Origin of the sequence: Nostoc sp. TCL26-01 (assembly GCF_013393945.1) — a bacterium.
Classification (GTDB): domain Bacteria; phylum Cyanobacteriota; class Cyanobacteriia; order Cyanobacteriales; family Nostocaceae; genus Trichormus.
In genome coordinates, this window is record NZ_CP040297.1 from 2,602,099 (window position 1) to 2,621,019 (window position 18,921).

At 38.0% G+C, this 18,921-nt stretch carries 17 protein-coding genes; 11 read left to right on the top strand and 6 right to left on the bottom strand.

The features are described 5' to 3' along the window. Positions 1-83: 83 nt before the first annotated feature. A complete protein-coding gene (locus tag FD725_RS11195; protein WP_179048205.1) occupies positions 84-560 on the bottom strand; it encodes a hypothetical protein in 477 nt (158 codons plus the stop codon). Between the two features lie 520 nt (positions 561-1,080). On the opposite strand from FD725_RS11195, the gene FD725_RS11200 reads away from it, so the two are divergent. Continuing rightward, on the top strand, positions 1,081-1,323 hold the full coding sequence (locus FD725_RS11200) for a hypothetical protein (protein ID WP_179048206.1): 243 nt from the start codon (positions 1,081-1,083) through the stop codon (positions 1,321-1,323). 370 nt (positions 1,324-1,693) lie between these two features. Continuing rightward, positions 1,694-4,432: a hypothetical protein gene (locus tag FD725_RS11205; RefSeq protein WP_179048207.1), complete on the top strand. Its 2,739-nt coding sequence runs from the start codon at positions 1,694-1,696 to the stop codon at positions 4,430-4,432. A gap of 117 nt (positions 4,433-4,549) precedes the next feature. Here FD725_RS11205 and FD725_RS11210 read toward each other — a convergent pair whose 3' ends face one another. Beyond that, positions 4,550-4,699, bottom strand: coding sequence for a hypothetical protein (locus FD725_RS11210; protein WP_179048208.1), 150 nt, complete (start codon positions 4,697-4,699; stop codon positions 4,550-4,552). A 722-nt stretch (positions 4,700-5,421) separates the two neighbouring features. Here FD725_RS11210 and FD725_RS11215 point away from each other — a divergent pair. Next, positions 5,422-5,769, top strand: coding sequence for a Mo-dependent nitrogenase C-terminal domain-containing protein (locus FD725_RS11215; protein WP_179048209.1), 348 nt, complete (start codon positions 5,422-5,424; stop codon positions 5,767-5,769). A gap of 628 nt (positions 5,770-6,397) precedes the next feature. Continuing rightward, positions 6,398-7,147, top strand: a complete 750-nt coding sequence (locus FD725_RS11220; RefSeq protein ID WP_179048210.1) for a creatininase family protein — start codon at positions 6,398-6,400, stop codon at positions 7,145-7,147. Between the two features lie 281 nt (positions 7,148-7,428). On the opposite strand, the gene FD725_RS11225 is transcribed toward FD725_RS11220, so the two are convergent. Next, the gene (locus FD725_RS11225; protein WP_256871889.1) at positions 7,429-8,277 is read right to left on the bottom strand and encodes a thermonuclease family protein; all 849 of its coding nucleotides are present in this window, start codon (positions 8,275-8,277) and stop codon (positions 7,429-7,431) included. A gap of 150 nt (positions 8,278-8,427) precedes the next feature. Between FD725_RS11225 and FD725_RS11230 the strand changes: the two genes are divergently transcribed. Next, on the top strand, positions 8,428-8,673 hold the full coding sequence (locus tag FD725_RS11230; RefSeq protein WP_179048212.1) for a hypothetical protein: 246 nt from the start codon (positions 8,428-8,430) through the stop codon (positions 8,671-8,673). A 27-nt stretch (positions 8,674-8,700) separates the two neighbouring features. Here FD725_RS11230 and FD725_RS11235 read toward each other — a convergent pair whose 3' ends face one another. Beyond that, positions 8,701-10,647 (bottom strand): PP2C family serine/threonine-protein phosphatase, encoded by a 1,947-nt coding sequence (locus FD725_RS11235; protein WP_179048213.1) that lies wholly within the window; start codon positions 10,645-10,647, stop codon positions 8,701-8,703. A 439-nt stretch (positions 10,648-11,086) separates the two neighbouring features. Here FD725_RS11235 and FD725_RS11240 point away from each other — a divergent pair, with 439 nt between their 5' ends. After that, a complete protein-coding gene (locus FD725_RS11240; RefSeq protein ID WP_179048214.1) occupies positions 11,087-11,521 on the top strand; it encodes an NfeD family protein in 435 nt (144 codons plus the stop codon). A gap of 197 nt (positions 11,522-11,718) precedes the next feature. After that, positions 11,719-12,684: an SPFH domain-containing protein gene (locus FD725_RS11245; protein WP_179048215.1), complete on the top strand. Its 966-nt coding sequence runs from the start codon at positions 11,719-11,721 to the stop codon at positions 12,682-12,684. Positions 12,685-12,728: 44 nt separating this feature from the next. On the opposite strand, the gene FD725_RS11250 is transcribed toward FD725_RS11245, so the two are convergent. Further along, entirely contained in the window at positions 12,729-13,109 is a 381-nt protein-coding gene (locus FD725_RS11250) for a Fur family transcriptional regulator (protein ID WP_179048216.1), read from the bottom strand. A 305-nt stretch (positions 13,110-13,414) separates the two neighbouring features. On the opposite strand from FD725_RS11250, the gene purS reads away from it, so the two are divergent. From purS to FD725_RS11265, 3 genes are all read left to right on the top strand, one after another. Next, on the top strand, positions 13,415-13,693 hold the full coding sequence (gene purS, locus FD725_RS11255; RefSeq protein WP_179048217.1) for a phosphoribosylformylglycinamidine synthase subunit PurS: 279 nt from the start codon (positions 13,415-13,417) through the stop codon (positions 13,691-13,693). Positions 13,694-13,867: 174 nt separating this feature from the next. Further along, entirely contained in the window at positions 13,868-14,542 is a 675-nt protein-coding gene (gene purQ, locus FD725_RS11260) for a phosphoribosylformylglycinamidine synthase subunit PurQ (RefSeq protein WP_179048218.1), read from the top strand. 218 nt (positions 14,543-14,760) lie between these two features. Then, on the top strand, positions 14,761-16,665 hold the full coding sequence (locus FD725_RS11265; protein WP_179048219.1) for a hypothetical protein: 1,905 nt from the start codon (positions 14,761-14,763) through the stop codon (positions 16,663-16,665). A 197-nt stretch (positions 16,666-16,862) separates the two neighbouring features. On the opposite strand, the gene FD725_RS11270 is transcribed toward FD725_RS11265, so the two are convergent. After that, entirely contained in the window at positions 16,863-17,696 is an 834-nt protein-coding gene (locus tag FD725_RS11270) for a fasciclin domain-containing protein (RefSeq protein WP_179048220.1), read from the bottom strand. Between the two features lie 365 nt (positions 17,697-18,061). Between FD725_RS11270 and FD725_RS11275 the strand changes: the two genes are divergently transcribed. Further along, positions 18,062-18,853: a glutathione S-transferase family protein gene (locus tag FD725_RS11275; protein WP_179048221.1), complete on the top strand. Its 792-nt coding sequence runs from the start codon at positions 18,062-18,064 to the stop codon at positions 18,851-18,853. Positions 18,854-18,921: the final 68 nt, after the last annotated feature.

Sequence of the window (18,921 nt, forward strand, 5' to 3'; positions counted from 1 at the left end):
TCAATCTTTACTAGATCAAGCTAATATGCAACCCCTTTTCTTTGATTTAAAGGGGTTGGTTTTGCTAATTTCCGAAAACTGGATTACTCTAATCCATCATTCCCAACAGCAGCTCTCACAAGAGATGTAAATTCATCCAATGTTAAATTGCCAGAGTTTAATCTTTCTACTACAGCACCTCTAATAGAACCACCACCTGAATAATATGACAGTGCAGCTAGTCCTCCAGTATGCAATGAGATGGTTGGTAGTGCTACATGAGTAATTGGATCTATATATGAAGATCCTGTCACTACATAACTACCATTGAATCCTGGGAAAAATGTACCAGAAGGAGCTACTAGTTGAGCCGAAATAGTGGACAAATAACCGCTAGGGGTAACAAATACTGATGCTGCTGCAAAGGAACCCGGATCTCCTGATGAGAATCTGTCAATTGCTCTTTCTATTAAGACTTGTGCAGATGCTGGAGATGATACTAAGTTGAAGTAAGCAATGAACCCAGTTAGAGATAGACCTGCTTTCAATAAAAAGCTAGCAGAAGGGGAAAGTAATTTCATGTTAAGAAAACCTATATCTTTAAGAGGTTGGGGTTGATTTACTGAATATTGAAGAAATAAATCATAATTACTGTATTAGTAATATGCTTCAGCAATTATCAACTAATGACAAATATATGTGATATATGGAAATTAATCTACATAAGAAAATGCCATTAACAAGACACAAAAGTGTCATATTTGTCTTTTATTTTGGTTAAGAACTAGTGGCATTCTAAATATAGATAATGAAATAATCTCTGATTATCTAAAATATTTGGATGAAAATTGTCAATAAGCACATTATTTTTTATATATCTAATTATTTGTCGGTGATCATAACCAAGATGAAATATTTCCGTAGCATAAACTTGGCTGTTAAGTTGTCATAGCCTGAGTTATCAGTATGACAATTAAAAACATATAGACTAAAAACAATAGATTATGTCTAACTATTTATCTCTAGTCTATTGATTGATTCCCTACTAGTTGGAAATATGATAATTAGTCTCATATTTATACCAATTGAGGGGTAACATTCATGGCTAACATTACAATTGATACACTGTATCAAACTGGGTACGATTTGTTTCATGATTCTGAAAGTTTTATTGATCAACTAGAGTCCCAAGAACATCAAGTTATTACAGGAGGTTATTACAGTAACTTCTATGGCTTTAATTCCTTTTCAGGTGGCGGTTTCTCCGGTTCCTATGGTTCCTATAATGCTTTTTCTGGTGGCTACTCCGGCTACGGTGGCTACTACAATAAATCTTGGTGTTAACTGCGATCGCTTTACCATAGCTGCGTAAAAATCCTCGATCATAAGTCCTTTGGGTAGGCTATGCCCATGTCACAAGCAAGAACCCCGACTTCTTCAAGGTGTCGGGATTCTAAACAACGCAGCTGCTCACAAATTCCCTAAAATTGCTACTATCATTCTGAACTAAAGAGTATTGGTGTATAAGTTGGAAACAATCTTTTCCATAAATTCATGATGAATTTTATGGGTTTAGCTATTTCCATTTAATTTTTTGTGTTTAAATTTGAATAATAATTCATTAATAATTTCATTTTATCCTCTTGAAACTCCATAGATTTATCTGGAAAATTTCAGTAAAAGTAACTTCTGAAATTATCTATGTTGTTTCATAATGTTTATTATATTATTTCATTTACGACGCGGTATTGATGTATTAATACTCACATTTTTTTTAACCAATATTTTAGCTATTAGGAGGGTAGAAGCCAAAGCTCAAGAAAATCTTGATAATTATCCAGATACTAACTCTGTAAATTCAGCAGAAAAAGACGATTTAGGAAATTTTAATTTTCAGCCAATTACACAAAATTCAACTCCTAATCCAGCTAGATTATTTCCTAATGTTAATGAGATAGATATTCCAGAAATCCTTAGCCCATCACAAAATCCTAGCTTTACACCCAATGAAATTGAGAGGATAGAACAAGAATTTATTCATCATCAGCATATAAATCCAATTACTCAAGCAAGAGATAAGCAAGAATCTAGCTTAAATGCTCTAACTAATAGTCACATTAAATATCCGTGGATTGTTGAACCTATAGATAAATTCAATTTTTATAACTTATCATTTAATCCTTTAAAGAATACAAACTATCTTGATTTTTCTCTTAAATTTACAGCAGAAGAACCAATAATTAATGAATTTAACTTTGCTCATTTTCCCAAGCAAGACCAATTATATTGGATACTACCTAGTAATAGAATCGTCATAGAAACTCAGGGATGGGACAGTGGGATTTCCTATCAAGGAGAATCAACAAATATTGAATATAAAGATTCGATTAGATTAAGTCAGGGATTTTGGGGAATGCAAGCTGTTTCATCTCTTCCCCAAGCATTTACAGAACTAACTGGAGAAACAGATTTTAACAAATTTACTATTCAATCAACTGCGGCAGAAATTATTAATCCGACAGGATTACCCACACCTTCTATTGTGATTAATCCTCAGATTGCCAGCTTTAGTAATGATTTTACTCAACCAGGTAATAGAGATGTCTTAGATATAGATAATACTCCTTTAATATTACAAGCTTTTCCTACCAGTAATTTACAACCATTATTAGGAGGGGTCAGCCTAAATTATGGAACATTAATCCCCAGAGAGAATTTAGCAAAAGCTGGCTTTTTTTGGGGGAACCCTCTAACTCGACAAGCAAATCCGTTTCAACCGCAAATAACTTCCAAACCGGGGATCAAAGTTGGGCGTGTAGAGCAATTTGATAACTCTGATTTATTAAATATATTACTCAATACATCTCTTAGTCGCAATCAACGAGATTTATATTATTTAAACTCTCTATTCTGGATTCCTTTAACTCAGAGGCAAACTAATGTTATCAGCCGTGATCAAAAAGAAAGTTATCATTGGCAGAGATTTTATTTTAGCCATCCTCATAATCGAACTTTATTACAGTATGATGATTTAAAACCAACGGCGACTTATACTAATATTTATAGTAATCCTGGTGTTTCCTTATCTTTATCAGTTAATCAACGGGAAATCGATGAGATACAAAGTGCTAATGCTACACTAGGAATGCTTATGGGGGGAGCTTTTGAGTTAATTAATATTCAGATGCTAACTCAAAGTTTACAAGAAGCTAAAGAGCGTTATTCTCGACAAGAAAATTTTGCTCCTATTGATTCCAAGACTACACCAGAACAAAGAAGACAAATTAATCAAGTACTTAATAGAACAATTTTTCTTAGTAATATTAATAGTGGTTTGGAGCAAGTTTCAGGGAAATTGACTTTTCCCAGTAAGATTACAACTAATAGCTCTAGTTTATTCCAGATTCGTACTGGCAATCATCGACGGGCAGTTCAGTTTATAGATGGCAATCGTCAATGGCAAGAAGGTGAAACATTTATTTCTAAAACGCAAATTTCTAATCAACGTTTTGGTCGGTTATCATTTGTTGGTGCGCCTATTCCTTTAGACCAAACCTCTGTTCGTTCTAATAATCGTTCATTAGCATTACAGGTAAATCTGATTAGTCCTAATGGTCAGCAATTTGTGCAAAATTTTAATTCCGTAGATATGACGGTTGTGCCAATAAATGTGCGTTCATTTGATATTGCTTTTGACCACATTGAATTAAGCCAAGTTGGTCAAATAAATACGCAATTGCAAGTATTTAATGGCTATATATTTTTACCTACCATAGAAGGTGTGTGGGCAGGATCTACAGGCAAATGGAATTATAGTATTAACTCAGGTGTTTGGTTTAATTTGAATGCTGATGCAGCATTTAATGTTGCTAATAATAATTTTGGATTACCAGAACCAACATTAGGTGTTTATGCGAATGGGGCATTAAATTTTATTAATAGTTATGAAGAGCGTGATAGGGAGGGAAAAATTCAAGTGATTGTTAATCATATTCCTGCTATCCGGTTTTATTGGAGTAGTGCTGTTAATTCGCAAAATCCTGCTTATCTAAATATGAGTTATTTTTTTTCTCGTCAATCTAGAGATTTAAACTATTCTTTATCTACAGCGCTTGTGTTAATCAATGATCAACGACATATTACTCCAGCAGGGTTTTTTCAGGGCAAATTAGGTTTAAGTTCCGGTCTAGAATTTTCTACTTCTGTAGAAATTAGTGATCAGTTTTTCTATGCGTTAGAAGGGATAAAACAATTAAACTCTCATTGGTTTTTTGGTGGGTATTTACAAAACTACCGCAGTAGTAACCAAGGTATCCAAAGTCGAATTAATGACTTTTCTTACGGGTTGTTGATTAAGCATGATTTGCTGGGTAGGGGTAGCTTTTGGGAGTCTCGTATTGGTATGAGTGGAGATGCTTTTGAAGCTAGCTTAAAAGGAGGTTTGCAGTTTTAAATGTACTGATAAGCATTTAATAAAAACCATAAAATTAATTTATAGATTATTTTTGTTTATTATTTCTCGTTGATTGAATACTAAAACTTTTGTTCAATCTATTTTTCTCGTATTTACTTATCTGGGAAAACTGTGCTGTACAATAACCAAGGTACTGACAAGATATTTGTAGGCGATCGCCTCCATCAATGGGATTGTAGTTATAATTCGGCTTTTAGTTTTGGGAGCTAGATAAAAGCCTAAAAGCAAGTACTGACAATCATTCATGTTGATCCTCAATGTTGCAGTCTTTATTTTCATGAATGATTACAGCCAAATATGTATATGAATTATTTCTTTTGTAGGATGAAATACTGAGAAATTTTATGCCTTTTGACCTGCAAATTTCTGGGAATTACATGATATTTTTAAACTGAAAAAGGGTATTTTCTTATAGGAGAGTATGCTAGTTTATTCTAGTTTTGAGTAAGTAGTCAGATAAGTATATTAATTTGTGCTTATCAAAAGGTTATCGGGAACTTATTCAATAATATTCAGGTCAGCTTATGTAACGTATATGACATTTTAGAGGATACTCGCTAGCCTAAGATCCGTCATTAGTATATATTACTTCTCCAGAAATACTTCTGGAATCTCAGTCACGTTGTACTTTGCACTGCTCAAAGGAGACTCATTGTCACTGGGTACTTTGAAAACTAGAGATTTTTGTATCATATATGGGATTTGTATTAGAAATATGAGTAATTAATAAGTTAAAGAAATAGCACTTTTATATTTTCTTTGTTATTTTGTATTTAACGGGACAGTTCTTACTCATCTGGTAAGTTTAAATATCAATTAGTTCCGCTATTTACCTGCTATTTTCCAGAAAACTAACCTTTTTGTGCTTGTTTTATCATTCTGCACAAATGTGACATAATTTCTGTGAATATATTGTATGGTAATGCACAAATGACAGATAGTTTATGCTCTCAAAGGAAGCTCATGCTATGACTGTGCTAAAAACCAAAAAACAAGATATTGTCTTTTCTGCTCTGATTAATCCTATGGGTAATTTACCAAAAATTACTCAACCTAAATTTGATTTACTTCAGCCTTTTCGGCAGTGGTTAGACACGATAGAAATCCAGAACCGTAAATTAGCTTACTTTATTGCTAAATTGATTCCGGCTCAGTGTCCTTTTGAGCGTGATCTTGTCCTATTTGGTCGGATAATAGCTCATATTCCCCCTATGTGTAAGCTCAATCCTCTATATGATCAGTTTGTTGGCTTACGTTTTCGTGCTTTGTGTTATCTGGTAGATCAATGTGGAGAAGATATAAAGTCTTACTGCTGATACATAGAAATTTCAATTGAGCATCAGGATAGTTGCCGAATCCTCGATAAACTGGGTGTTTTTAGGTGAGTAGCTTGGCAAAAGTAACCTATAAATCACTCTAGATGCAGAATTCTCAAGAAACTTAATTATTTTCTAGAAGGTGATGTCATTTTTACGCCTGATGGCGAGAGATTAGCACAAATGGGTAAAAGACCTTCAACAATTTGTCTCCAGAAATGTTTTGCAGATCACAAATTGCCCGTGAAGTAGAGAAATATTCGTTAGTTGATTAGCTAACAGTGAAATATCAAGCTTGTTTACTTTGTGTTCTCTTCTTCCATACCCTCAAGCAGCTTATATCTCATCAATTCACAGAATATATGGAGTTTCGCAGCGAGTATCATCAGGTAAATTAGCAGAATCATTGAATTGCTGATACCTATACTTCTCAAAACTCGTAGCGACTCCATCCTCTAAACAATTTTGCTAAAAATCAATAGTTTCATTTTCACTGAATTTAGGTAGTCATTGCTGTCTAAGTTTGCGGTTAAGCTATTTGTAGCGAGTGTTGAGGATTGTAGGACTAAATTCTTGACTACAAGCTTTAATTTATCTATGGCTGTTTTCACAGATATATTGAGCAAGAATGTTATTACATTTAAGTACTTGGCAGGAAGTGGAAGCTTATCTGCAACAGTCAACAGGGATTATTTTACCGATTGGTTCTACTGAACAGCATGGGCCGACGGGTTTAATTGGTACTGATGCGATTTGTGCAGAAGCGATCGCTCGTGGTGTGGGTGAAGTGACTCAGGCGATCGTTAGCCCTACAATCAATGTGGGGATGGCACTACACCATACAGCTTTTCCCGGTACGATGAGTCTACGTCCCAGGACTTTGATTTTATTAGTTCGAGACTATATAACCAGTCTAGCCAAGGCTGGGTTTACTAAATTTTATTTTATTAATGGACACGGCGGTAATATTGCCACCCTCAAAGCTGCGTTTTCGGAAACTTACGCCTATTTGGAAGATATACAGATTCCTCACGCAGCTAGAGTACAATGTCATGTTGCTAACTGGTTTATGTGCGGTTCCGTATATCGCCTAGCTAAAGAATTGTATGGTGACAAAGAAGGTTCCCATGCTACCCCTAGTGAAGTGGCTGTGACTCAATATATCTATCCAGAAGCAATTAAGCAAGCCCCCTTATCACCAGAAGTAGCAAGTGGACATAGGATTTACAGCGCAACTGACTTTCGCACACATTACCCAGATGGACGTATGGGTTCTGATCCCGCCTTAGCAACACCCGAACATGGTAAGCAGTTTTATGAGTTAGCTGTGAAAGAACTTAGCACTGGATATTGGGAATTTTTGCAGGAAAAAACCTAATAGACATCTGGTGAAAATGAATGTAGAGACGTTGCACTGCAACGTCTCTACAAGAATTTCGGGCAACGCAGAATTAAATTCGGTCGATGTTTAATATTTAGTGTGCATCAGTCAGAGATAAATCAGAGAACCTAATAAGTACCTTGGCGACTAGAAGTCGCAGCTACACAAACAAAACCCACCTACGTGGGTTAAAAACGCTTGAATTTTCAGGAGTCTGCGTAGTAGCGAATTATATTCGCCCCATACTTTTCAAACATCCTCTCAGATTTTTTTGCAACTTATTTTTCTAAGAAAACTAAATCTTCAGGTTGAACAGTTAACTGGATATTTTGTCCAGTAACTTTCACGACAAAATCGAACCCAGTAACGTGACCTTTTGGCAGAATGATAATGCGATCGTCGAGAGACTTTAAGTAATCATCAAAACCATCTAATTCAACACTACCATCATTGATGGCCAGATAACCAAGAAGACGACGAAACAGTTTTGGTAAAATCACAACATCGTCGGTGATAGTTGTTAATTCTGCCAAAATAAAACCTTGATTGGTTTTATCTAATGCCCACACACCTTTATTTTCTTTCCGTGCTTTTTCGGCGGCGATCGCTAACTCTTTGCGGATATCTGGATACAATTTGGAATAGAATGTGGGGTAAGCTAAACCTTTATTTAACATATGGTAGTTAACGCTCTTTTTAATCAGAGCTTTGTCTAGATAAACATCACTACCATCTTCTGCATCGGGGTTTCCTTTAAAGGCAAAAGCGACACTTCTACCATAGACATCGGCAAATCTGGTGAGAATATAACCAGGAACGGCTTCTGGTTCCGCCGCCGTAATCACTTCATTATTACCACGTGTAATCTTCTTAAAGCCCAAAAATTTGAGCAATTCACTAGCCGCACTATGCGCTAATTCTAGTGGTTGGTGTTGTGTACCTAAACCGCCTCTGGTTTGGAAATGGGTTTCCAGGCTATCAATACTATCTAAGCGTAGTTGTGCGCCGCCAGCACGGTTTGGTCTGACTCGCTTGTCCCATAGTAGGGGGTTGTTGGGATAGAAACGGACGGAATCGCCATCAGGTGCAGCTTTAATAACTTTAAAGTTACCCTGGATTAGAGTCATTGTCATAATGGGTAAAAATAATTCGTTAGGGTTTGAATAGGGAAGAAGGCAAGTAGGCAAATAGGCAATAGGCAATAGGGAAGAAGGCAAGTAGGCAATAGGCAAATAGGCAATAGGCAAGAAGGTTTTCAGTGGTAGCTTAGAGGATGCTTGCAAAAATCTAAGACTTCTGTTTTAAAACATCAACACAGTTATAGAATATTTCGTAAATTCAGCCTGAATTTTGATCAGCAAGCACCTAAACACGATCGCCATGCCATAGCCCAAGCACTACAAAATAGTGTTAGCCTTTATCAGCAATTACGCGATCGCCTAAAATTACCAGATTTAATAGTGCGATCGCCAGCAGAAATCGCCGCTACTCAATATCTACAGCAGGTAATCGATAATTTTTGATTGTGTTCAGCTGCGATCCTATCTGAATTACTGTTGTGGTGGACAATATTGCTGTATTCCTGGAGGCAATTTTTGACACATTTTAGTAAATGTTTGGGGACTCAGTTGCGCCCAAGCAAATAGTCCTAAGCCTGTACCACCTAATAGCAAGACTAAAAACCCACCAAGTAATAATAGAGGTTTTTTGCGGCGACGAGTTGGTTTTTTGATCGGGGCGGGATTAGGTTCTGGTGTTAATTCTAAATCTAGCAGGGCTTGAGAACTTTCTGCTAAAGTTGACTCTTCTAGAGTTGTGTCTAACGTAACTGGTTCCGGTTCTGGTAATTTGACTAATGGTTGTGGTGGAGTAATTGGAACTAAATATTCTTTGGAGACGCGACAAAGATTGAGTACGACTGAAGTGTTATCATGACCGTTTTTTTCATTAGCTAGATTAATCAAATAATCCACAGCCTCAGCAATTGTCATCTGTCCAGTTAACACAGGTACAGCATAATCTTGCCAAGAATTCTCTACCAAATTATTATCACTTAATCCATCAGAACAAAGTAATAAAATCCCATCTTCATCGATGATAAACCGTTTAATTACTAAGCGGAGAGATTCGGCATCTCGTATTCCTAATGCTTGAGTTAGGGAATTGGCATCTGGTCTTTGTAGGGCTTGATGATATAAACTCCGGGCCAGGCGGACTTCTCTGGTGATGACATCATCATCTACGGTGAGTTGTTGACAATAGTTACGAGTTATCCAGTAAGCCCGGCTATCACCAATGTTAGCTAAATAAAGCTCGTGAGCATTATTTGATTGCTGTCTAGAGTGTGTGAAGACTCGTTGCGGTACTTGCACAGCCATCACTAGTGTTGTAGCCATGCGTGCTATACCTTGGCAGTTTTGTTCATCATTGCGGGAATTAATTAGGTTATTGGCTACGCGCAAACTAGCTTCTAGTTGTTCTTGCAACAAATTCGGTGGTACAACCTCCGGCTGTGCTGCTACCTCAGCAAGTAAAGCCCGAATTTGTAATTTGAGAGATTGGACTGCTAATTGACTAGCTACTTCACCACCTTGATGTCCGCCAATGCCATCGCAAACGATCGCCAAATGTGAGACAAATGAGTCATCAGCCTCATTAGCAGTGTTGGGGTAGTAAGTATCCTCATTTTGAGTACGTGCGGGGCCTGTATCTGTTCCCCCAGCGACTTCGATAGTTAGGGGTAATTCTCCGGCGGCGGCGAGTAATAAGGTATTGAGTTGAGTGGTAATTGTGGCTAACTCTACTTGTGAGTTAGCCATTTGTTGAATGATGTTCTCTAACTCAGGAGTGATGGAGGATTTGGCACATACAAGTAATGGCTGCCAAGCATAATATAAATCTTGTAAATTTGGTGGTTCTGTAGCTGTTGTGGGTTGCAGTTCTAATAGACGCACACACCAACCTTGGACTCGTAAATTGTCCAACCTTAATAGATTGTGGGCAACTCCTAACTTTAATAAAGGTGTCCACAGTTGGAGAATTTGCCATAGCCAGTACACTTGTCTGGTGGCTGTGGCTTGTTCCCACATCTCGGTAATGGCTGGGTAAAGATTGCCTTGATTATCTATGGGGACATTTTCTAGTAACCAGATATCATCTATCCCTGCTTCTCCGCCGGGAACAAACCCATAAACATGGGGAAGGTGCGATCGCTCTGCATATAGGCGAAGATAAGGGATGACTATTGGTGGTAATTCTTCAGGTGCTGCTGGTGGGATTCCTGGCTGAGTATCTAGCCAAATCTGGGGCGCTATTACCTCATATCTATCTGCTACTTTTGTCTCTAGTGGAATTTCGGTTGCTAATGAGCCAGTGGCCCAGAGATAACGATAAACTAAAGGAGTTTGGCAACTAGCGCAAACACTTTCTCCCACAGGATTAATCGGGTAATCACAGTTGGGATTTAGGCAATAAATTATCTGTGTAGTAGAAATCATGAATGTATAAATTTTAAAATTAAATCAACTCGTGAATTTCGATTAACTTTAGCTGCCAAAGGCTTGAAAGCTAGAATAGACTGGATTTGTGTACCTGTGGCTACACATTGTTACTGATTTTAATCAAAATTGTTGAGAAAACAACTAAGTTCTGATTTCTGTAAGTCTTTGTTGTCTGAATGTATCTAATATCAATTCAAAATCCATTGTCAGTTGTTTTTTCTTAGAAGACGTTTGAACAGTCGGTTTCTTTGTCATGTTGAATGCAGCGTAGCGGAATGAAACATCTCGGTATGTGCCACAAAACCTAGATTCTTCCTGACGCTCCGCTCCAGTCAGAATGACATTTTTATACCTACTGAAACTTTTCCAACACCCTCTTAGCTACTGACAAATGACAACTCACAACTGATGTAAATAAAATGTCTAGGATGGCGCTATGCCAACGTCTACCTTTATTTGGTTATTAGCAGGAACAGTTCTTTGTTTAACTGAACTATTCTTACCGTCGGCTTTTGTCGCCTTCATGATGGGAGTTAGCGCTTTAATTGTGGCGTTATTATCCCAATTTGGTTTAGCGTTATGGCTACAAGTTCTCGCCTGGTTGTTACTTTCGACTCTCTTAGTTTTACTTTCCCGCCGCTATCTACAACCGCGACAACGTAAGTCCAAAATTCAGGATGCAGTCATAGGAGAAACTTTAACAGAAATTCCCGCCGGGCAAATGGGGCGAGTATTATATGAGGGCAATTCGTGGCGGGCACAATGTGATGATGACAAAATTACCATACCAGCGAATCAACGAGTTTACGTGGTGAGAAGGGTAGGTACAACGTTGATTGTGATGCCAGAAAATATGTTGTTTAGTCAATAGTCATTGGTCAATAGTCATTGGTCAATAGTCAATAGTCATTAGTCAATGGGCAATAGGTAACAGGTAACAGGTAGGTAACAGGTAACAGGTAATAGGCAAGTTATTCTCTCCTTGTCCCCCAATCCCCTTGTCCCCCAATCCCCCTGTCCCCAATCCCCTATCCCCTTCTTCCTTATAAATTCAGGAGTGTTAATTTAATGTTAGAAAACTTTTTTTTACTCGTATTTTTAGGGCTTGGTGGTTCTGCTGTGGCTGGTTCAGTGAAAGTGATTAACCAGGGTAATGAAGCTTTGGTGGAAAGATTGGGTAGCTATAACAAAAAATTAGAACCAGGGCTAAATTTTGTGGTTCCGTTTGTCGATAAAATCGTTTACCAAGGAACCATTCGAGAAAAAGTTTTAGATATTCCTCCCCAAAAATGTATTACTCGTGACAACGTAGGAATTGAAGTTGATGCGGTGGTTTATTGGCGCATTGTTGATATGGAAAAAGCTTGGTATAAAGTCGAAGACCTCCAGTCAGCGATGGTCAATTTAGTCCTGACACAAATTCGCTCAGAAATGGGACAACTGGAGTTAGATGAGACTTTTACAGCCCGCGCTCAAATCAATGAACTTTTGTTACGCGATTTGGATGTAGCTACTGATCCTTGGGGTGTGAAGGTGACGCGGGTGGAATTGCGTGACATTATCCCCTCTCAAGCGGTACGGGAATCGATGGAATTGCAAATGTCCGCAGAAAGACGCAGACGGGCAGCAATTTTAAATTCTGAGGGTGAACGGGAAGCGGCGGTGAATAGTGCTAGAGGTAAGGCGGAGGCGCAAATTTTAGACGCGGAAGCCAGACAGAAATCAGTAATTTTACAGGCGGAAGCTGAACAAAAAGCGCTCATTCTCAAAGCCCAAGCAGAACGTCAGCAGCAGGTTCTTAAAGCTCAGGCGATCGCTGAATCAGCAGACATTATTGCCCAAAAAATTGACGCTAATCATACCACACACCAAGCATTAGAAGTATTATTTGCTTTGGGTTATCTAGATATGGGTTCTATCATCGGTAAGAGCGATAGCAGTAAGGTGATGTTTATCGATCCCCGCACTATTCCTGCTACTTTGGAGGGTATACGCTCGATTGTTGGTAATAATCAAGATTCCACCAACGGTTAATGATGACTAAATTGGGAATTATGGAGACGTTGTAGACAACGTCTCTACGTTTGGCATTGTCCGCACAAACCGAAAAATTCTAGGGTATGGTAAAAAATTTTAAACTTGTGGGTGACTTGTAATTGGTCTTCTAAATCATGGACTGGACATTGATGAATGGGAATAGATGCACCACACTGCAAACAAGTCAAGTGGTGTTTGTCTTGCTGCGCTAGGCTATAGAGGGCTTCACCATTAGGTAAAGTCCGCATTTGCACCAAACCTTCCATTTTTAAAGCTTCCAAGGAGCGATAAACTGTTGCTAAACCCATATTCTGATTGCGGTTACGCAATTCGACATAAATATCTTGGGCAGAAATCCCTTGTTTTACAGTTTGCAACAGGCTGAAGATACGCTCTTGACTGCGGGTGCGGATAGCTCTCATAGACAGTTATTGAAATTTGCCACTTGATTAGCAGCTGTTTACTGGCTAACTAACGCGATGTGCAACTTATTTTTAAAACCCCTCTCCAAACCTCTCCCCGAAGCGGAGAGAGGCTTTGAATCTTGCTTCCCTTCCCTCTCTTCGAGACGCTGCGCGAACGTAGGGAAGGGGTTGGGGGTTAGGTTTGAAAGAAATTTGCACACGGCATTAACTAATAAATCAACTGTAGCGCTTCGGCTATCTTATTTTTACTCAGTTGGGACAGAAAGTTATAGTATAGCGATCGCAGCATTCAGCAAAATCCCGTGCAAACTAAGTATATAGCCAAAATTTTCGTTACTCTCCGGCCTTCAGTTTTAGATCCAGCTGGTGTGGCTGTACAATCTGGCCTACAGCAAATGGGCTACCATAACGTTGAGCAGGTGCGGATTGGTAAGTATATCGAACTCACCATCACCTCATCCGATGAAACTAAAGCCCGTCGAGATTTAAATGTCATCTGTGACCAAATGTTATCAAATCCAGTCATCGAAAACTACCGTTTTGATTTGATTGAGGTTGAAACCCAAACGGGAGTATTTTAGGGATTGGGGATTGGGGATTGGGGATTGGGGACTGGGGACTGGGAGACAAGGGGACTGGGGGACAAGGAGAGAATAACTCTTGCCTGTTACCTGTTACCTGTTACCTATTACCCATTGCCTAATGACTATTGACCATTGACTATTGACTAATGACTATTGACTAATGACTAACTTATGAAATTTGGCGTTGTTGTTTTTCCTGGTTCTAATTGCGATCGCGATGTTGCCTATGTTACTAGAGACTTGCTAGGACAACCAACTCGCATGGTTTGGCATCAAGATACGGATATTGATGATTTGGATGTGGTAATCATACCCGGTGGATTTAGTTATGGTGACTATTTGCGCTGTGGTGCGATCGCTCGATTCTCGCCTGTGATGCAGCAAGTAGTAGCACACGCCCAAAAAGGTAAGTTAGTGCTGGGGATTTGTAACGGTTTTCAAGTGCTAACCGAAGCGGGATTACTACCGGGAATACTGACAAGAAATCGAGATTTGCATTTTATTTGCGATCGTGTACCTCTCACCGTTGAGAGTAACAGCAATCCTTGGACACAAGCTTACGCTACTGGTGAAGTCATCACTTTACCCATTGCCCACGGAGAAGGGCGATTTTATGCTGATGAGACAACATTATCAGAGATAGAAGATCATGGACAAGTAGTGTTTCGTTATGCAGGCGCAAATCCCAACGGTTCACTAAATAACATTGCCGGAATTTGCAATCGCCAAGGGAATATTTTAGGGATGATGCCACACCCAGAAAGGGCATCTGATCCTGTTCTTGGGGGTAGTGATGGATTAAAGTTATTTCAAGGGTTGCTAGAAAAGGTGGTAGCGTTGGCATAATGTTGACCTCCGCACCAATAAAAGTTAAACAAGTTAGAGGCACAGTCATTCTGTGCCTTTATCAATTTTGACGGCTTAAGCATTTAAATAAAAACTACAGGAGGCAATCAGAAAAAAGAGAGTATAGATTTATGGAAATTACGTAGGTACAAGCCTACTCTCCGAGTTCTCCTTTGGAGTACCCGTAGGGTATTACGAATTACGAATTACGAATTATAATGTCAATTTCTAATGAAACTAGACAATTTATTAAATGGATACAATCTTTTGATTATCGTGTTTTAAAAAACAAAGATGATGTAGAGATAAATTTTCTTGTCCCTATGTTTCAGTATCTCTCGTATTCAGAAGGATACTGTTCAGTCAAGAATAGAAATCATGAAAGTAATTTAGAAAATATCTATATTTATTTCTCTACTGATGACATAGTTAAGCAAAACTCAGCAACCTCTTTAATACTCGCCATTTATTTAGAACCAAATTCTCATGATTTTCAAGCCGCTATTGAACGAGCGAGATTTTATAGTACCTATACCAAACCATTATTTTTCTTATTAACTAATGGTTATCATGTTAAAGTATTTAAATATTTTATTTATCATCGAGAAGAATGTATTTTTGATAAAAGTGTTGATTCTTTAAAGAATACTGAGATAGCTACAGATTTTTATCATCAGTTCAATTTCCATCTAGTTCAAACTATTGATAAAGATGTAGCTAATGCTTTGAAGTATACCCAATATAGTTTAATAGAAAAGTCTTTAAGGCGATATAACTTACAAGAAATCTTAGCGAAAACTGACTTTAGTCCGACAGTGATGCGAGAAGGCGATCGCCTAATCGTTGTCAAGCCTAAAGTTGTCATAGAATGCAATTTACCAAAAGCTTTTAAAGCAGGTAATTGTCAAATCCAATTTAGTAGTCTGATATTAAGAGGGCTGAAAGTTAGCTTAAACCATCAGTACATTTTAGGAAAACTCATGATAGGATTACATACCCGTCCAGAATGGGGCTGTCGTAGTTTTTTAAAACAATTAGATGACAATGCTTTTGAAGTTGATTTAGGACAAACAAGCATAATTTTATCTGATTTAGAAACAGCAGACCTCTGCTTATGTATTGATACAGTCTGCCAAGAATACAAAAACTCAATTATTGCCTTTGAAGATGCTTTAGAAACATGGAATTTTCCTTTTGTTGAATTTTTAGAAATTCGCGGAGTCCATCTTTTTTCTGTAGATGCGAAATTATGGAGATTGATGTACAGCTTTGCCAATGAATTTAATTATGTGCAAGGTAAATCAGAATGGCACTTATTCCAACAAGAAGATATCTCCATTCGCATCAGTCGGGGAATTCGTGATCACGCTTTCATTCTACCTAAACCTATCAATTATTTATCTCTCTTACCTGATGGCATAATTGACATAGTTTATGAAATTAATGATATTCATCTCCAATCTTTAGAGACAAGAGGTATGAATTCATGGCAACAAGATATAGGCGTACGGGGAACTTGGACAGCTAAATATACTCAACAATGGTTATTAAATCAATTTATTCCCAAAGTTATTGATTATTATACAGAAAAATATCATTTATCCGAAACAGAGTTAATTAAGAATATATCGATTATTCAGGCTGAACATACTCCCATCACAGAAATCAATGATATTCAAGAATTGATACCCTATCTGCAAAACATACAATCTTGGCTACATATTTACACAGAGAATATTGCTGCTATTTTATTAAAAGCATATTACCAAGCATTCATCAATTTAGTACGTAACACCGATTCATCGATAGAAGGTATGGATTATATTATCCGTAATTTGTCTTTGATGGAAGCTAGTAATACTAAAGACAGAATGAACAGTAATTTTCAAAAATGTAATTTCAAAGATGTGATGTATTATCTAGATGCCCAAGTAGGCAGGATAAATAATTATCAATATGAACATAGCTTTAAAGCCGATTTAATCACCCGCATTTTTATCTGGATTATAGAACACGGCAAAATTAGTTATTCCCAAGGACAGTTAAATTTTGCCAAGCAAGCGTTACAACCACTCTGGGAACAAAGTCGGTTTGAGACACGCCATGTTTATCCAAATCGATAAAGAGAAGCCATAACACAGTATCTATCTATAAAACATGGCATTACCTAACATTTCTCACAAAACGGTAGAGGCGGATTCACAAATATGCTTCAATCATTCATGAGAAAATATCCCAGACTTCTTAAAGAAGTTTGGGATATTGATGAAAATTGTGCTTTTGATTTGATTTTTTCAATCTTGATTTCTAACAAACCATCTTACAAATCAGGTGGTAACATGACTGTATCGATCGCATGGATCACGCCATTATCAGCTTTGATGTCTGCCTGGACTACTTTAGAATCGTTGACGGTGACACCTTGATTACTAACTTTGACATTGATAGCACCACCTTCGACGCTTTTTACTTCCCCTGATTTTAAATCAGTGGATAGTACGTTGCCAGCTACAACATGATAAGTTAGCACCTTGAGTAGTACTTCTTTATTTTCTGGTTTTAACAACTCTTGCAAAGCATCTTGGGGTAATTTAGCAAATGCTGCATCGGTAGGAGCAAAAATTGTTAAACTATCTTTGCCTTTCAAAGTTTCAGTTAGTCCAGCTGCTTTCAATGCTTTATTTAGCGTTGAGAAGGAGGTATTTGACTCCACCAATGCTAACAAGTTGTTGCTGGAATTACTGGTTGTTCCCGTTGTTGGCTGAGTTGTATTTGGTGTTTCAGTGGTAGGTACTTCAGTTGCTGGGGTATCAGTTGGAGTTGGCGTAGTTTCTGTTGGTGTAGTACGATTACTACGATTGTAGGGAGGCTCGTTAAAAATACTTGGTCGGGGATTGACTCTCCCACTCCCTTGTGCGATTTGCTTTTTATTGTTACTGTTGTCTTTTGTTATTTGGATAACATTTTCTACAGGAGTAGATTGAGCGTTTACTTGGGTGGGTTGAGTGCGATTGTAGGGAAATTCTTGAAAAATGGTAGGGTTGGGGTTTAATGCTTGTTTTGCTTGAGATGGTAAGGTAACGAAGAGACTAAAGCTCGCTAAACCCACTACACCTGCCAAGTTTGTCAACAATCTGCTATGATTCACCTTCATAAATTTTGTTTTGATTTATATCGGTTACATAAAGACTTATAACATTTTGCAACACATAAAATCTAACTGTGGAGGTAAGATTTTTCCTGAAAATCTGCTTTTTGGGTGGTCAAGATGGAATTACTACGTTATATTAAACACCTAGATGATGTAATTTAAATGGGATTTCTCTCGCGGTTTATTAATTAATGAAATCGTTATTAGTTATCAGTCATTAGTCATGAGACTCGGCTCGAAACTTACGGGTAAATGACTTTTGTGTTGGCAACAAATGTAGCGACAAATCAATTATTTACTTAGGTAATTTGTTGGCAATAAAGATACAATTGAAAAGCTGATTGAGTAATTAGTAACAAGGTATCAATATGTTGGAATTATACCAGTGGGAGCTATCTCAATACTCGGAAAAAGTCCGCCTAATTCTCGATTATAAAGGATTAGAATATCGTAAAATCGAGGTGACACCGGGGATTGGTCAAGTAGAATTGTTCCGCTTAACTGGACAAAGACAAGTACCAGTCCTAAAAGATGGTAACAGGTATATTCCAGATTCTACAGCGATCGCTAAATATTTAGACTTAGAATATCCTGAGCGTCCCTTGCTACCCAAAGACCCCAAACAAAGGGGTTTAACTTTATTAATCGAAGAATGGGCAGACGAATCAATCGGCATTAAGGGTAGAAAAGCACTATTTTCTGCCATTAGTCAAGACCAAAATTTCCGCAAATCTTTGTTGCCCACCTCCACACCAGACGTTCTCAAAACCCTGGTTGAAGGCGTACCCACTGATTTTTTGACAGTTTTAGGGTTCGGAGTAGGTTATAGTCCAGATGTAGTCAAGTCAGCGATCGCAGATTTGAAACAAGACCTAGAATCCCTCACACTACTGTTAGCAGATAGTCCCTATCTAACCGGAGATGAGCCAACTTTAGCCGATTTGGCAGTTGCTGGGTTATCAATCCTGTTAAAATTCCCGGAAGGCTCTTACCTAGATTTACCCGCCAGTATTCAAGGTAAAGGTGTCCCCTCACTAGCAGATAATCCCGATTATGCACCCTTTTTCACCTGGCGCGATCGCCTCTACACCCAATTCCGCAAACCCCTAATCGGTGTACCACCAACCGGCAGTGCGCCTACTTCTATTCAGATTGAGTAGAGAGTGCTGAGTGCTGAGTGCTGAGTGAGGGAGTGAGGGAGTGAGGAGTGGGGAGTAGTGAATAGTGA

What these genes read in the sequence shown, in the direction of transcription:
- FD725_RS11205 (WP_179048207.1), top strand. Translation starts at nt 1,694, where the DNA reads ATGTTTATTATATTATTTCATTTACGACGCGGTATTGATGTATTAATA.
- FD725_RS11250 (WP_179048216.1), bottom strand. Translation starts at nt 13,109, where the DNA reads ATGAGAGCTATCCGCACCCGCAGTCAAGAGCGTATCTTCAGCCTGTTG.
- FD725_RS11215 (WP_179048209.1), top strand. Translation starts at nt 5,422, where the DNA reads ATGACTGTGCTAAAAACCAAAAAACAAGATATTGTCTTTTCTGCTCTG.
- FD725_RS11195 (WP_179048205.1), bottom strand. Translation starts at nt 560, where the DNA reads ATGAAATTACTTTCCCCTTCTGCTAGCTTTTTATTGAAAGCAGGTCTA.
- FD725_RS11225 (WP_256871889.1), bottom strand. Translation starts at nt 8,277, where the DNA reads ATGACTCTAATCCAGGGTAACTTTAAAGTTATTAAAGCTGCACCTGAT.
- FD725_RS11275 (WP_179048221.1), top strand. Translation starts at nt 18,062, where the DNA reads ATGTTGGAATTATACCAGTGGGAGCTATCTCAATACTCGGAAAAAGTC.
- FD725_RS11265 (WP_179048219.1), top strand. Translation starts at nt 14,761, where the DNA reads ATGTCAATTTCTAATGAAACTAGACAATTTATTAAATGGATACAATCT.
- FD725_RS11200 (WP_179048206.1), top strand. Translation starts at nt 1,081, where the DNA reads ATGGCTAACATTACAATTGATACACTGTATCAAACTGGGTACGATTTG.
- FD725_RS11235 (WP_179048213.1), bottom strand. Translation starts at nt 10,647, where the DNA reads ATGATTTCTACTACACAGATAATTTATTGCCTAAATCCCAACTGTGAT.
- FD725_RS11240 (WP_179048214.1), top strand. Translation starts at nt 11,087, where the DNA reads ATGCCAACGTCTACCTTTATTTGGTTATTAGCAGGAACAGTTCTTTGT.
- FD725_RS11210 (WP_179048208.1), bottom strand. Translation starts at nt 4,699, where the DNA reads ATGAATGATTGTCAGTACTTGCTTTTAGGCTTTTATCTAGCTCCCAAA.
- FD725_RS11220 (WP_179048210.1), top strand. Translation starts at nt 6,398, where the DNA reads ATGTTATTACATTTAAGTACTTGGCAGGAAGTGGAAGCTTATCTGCAA.
- FD725_RS11270 (WP_179048220.1), bottom strand. Translation starts at nt 17,696, where the DNA reads ATGAAGGTGAATCATAGCAGATTGTTGACAAACTTGGCAGGTGTAGTG.
- FD725_RS11245 (WP_179048215.1), top strand. Translation starts at nt 11,719, where the DNA reads ATGTTAGAAAACTTTTTTTTACTCGTATTTTTAGGGCTTGGTGGTTCT.
- purQ (WP_179048218.1), top strand. Translation starts at nt 13,868, where the DNA reads ATGAAATTTGGCGTTGTTGTTTTTCCTGGTTCTAATTGCGATCGCGAT.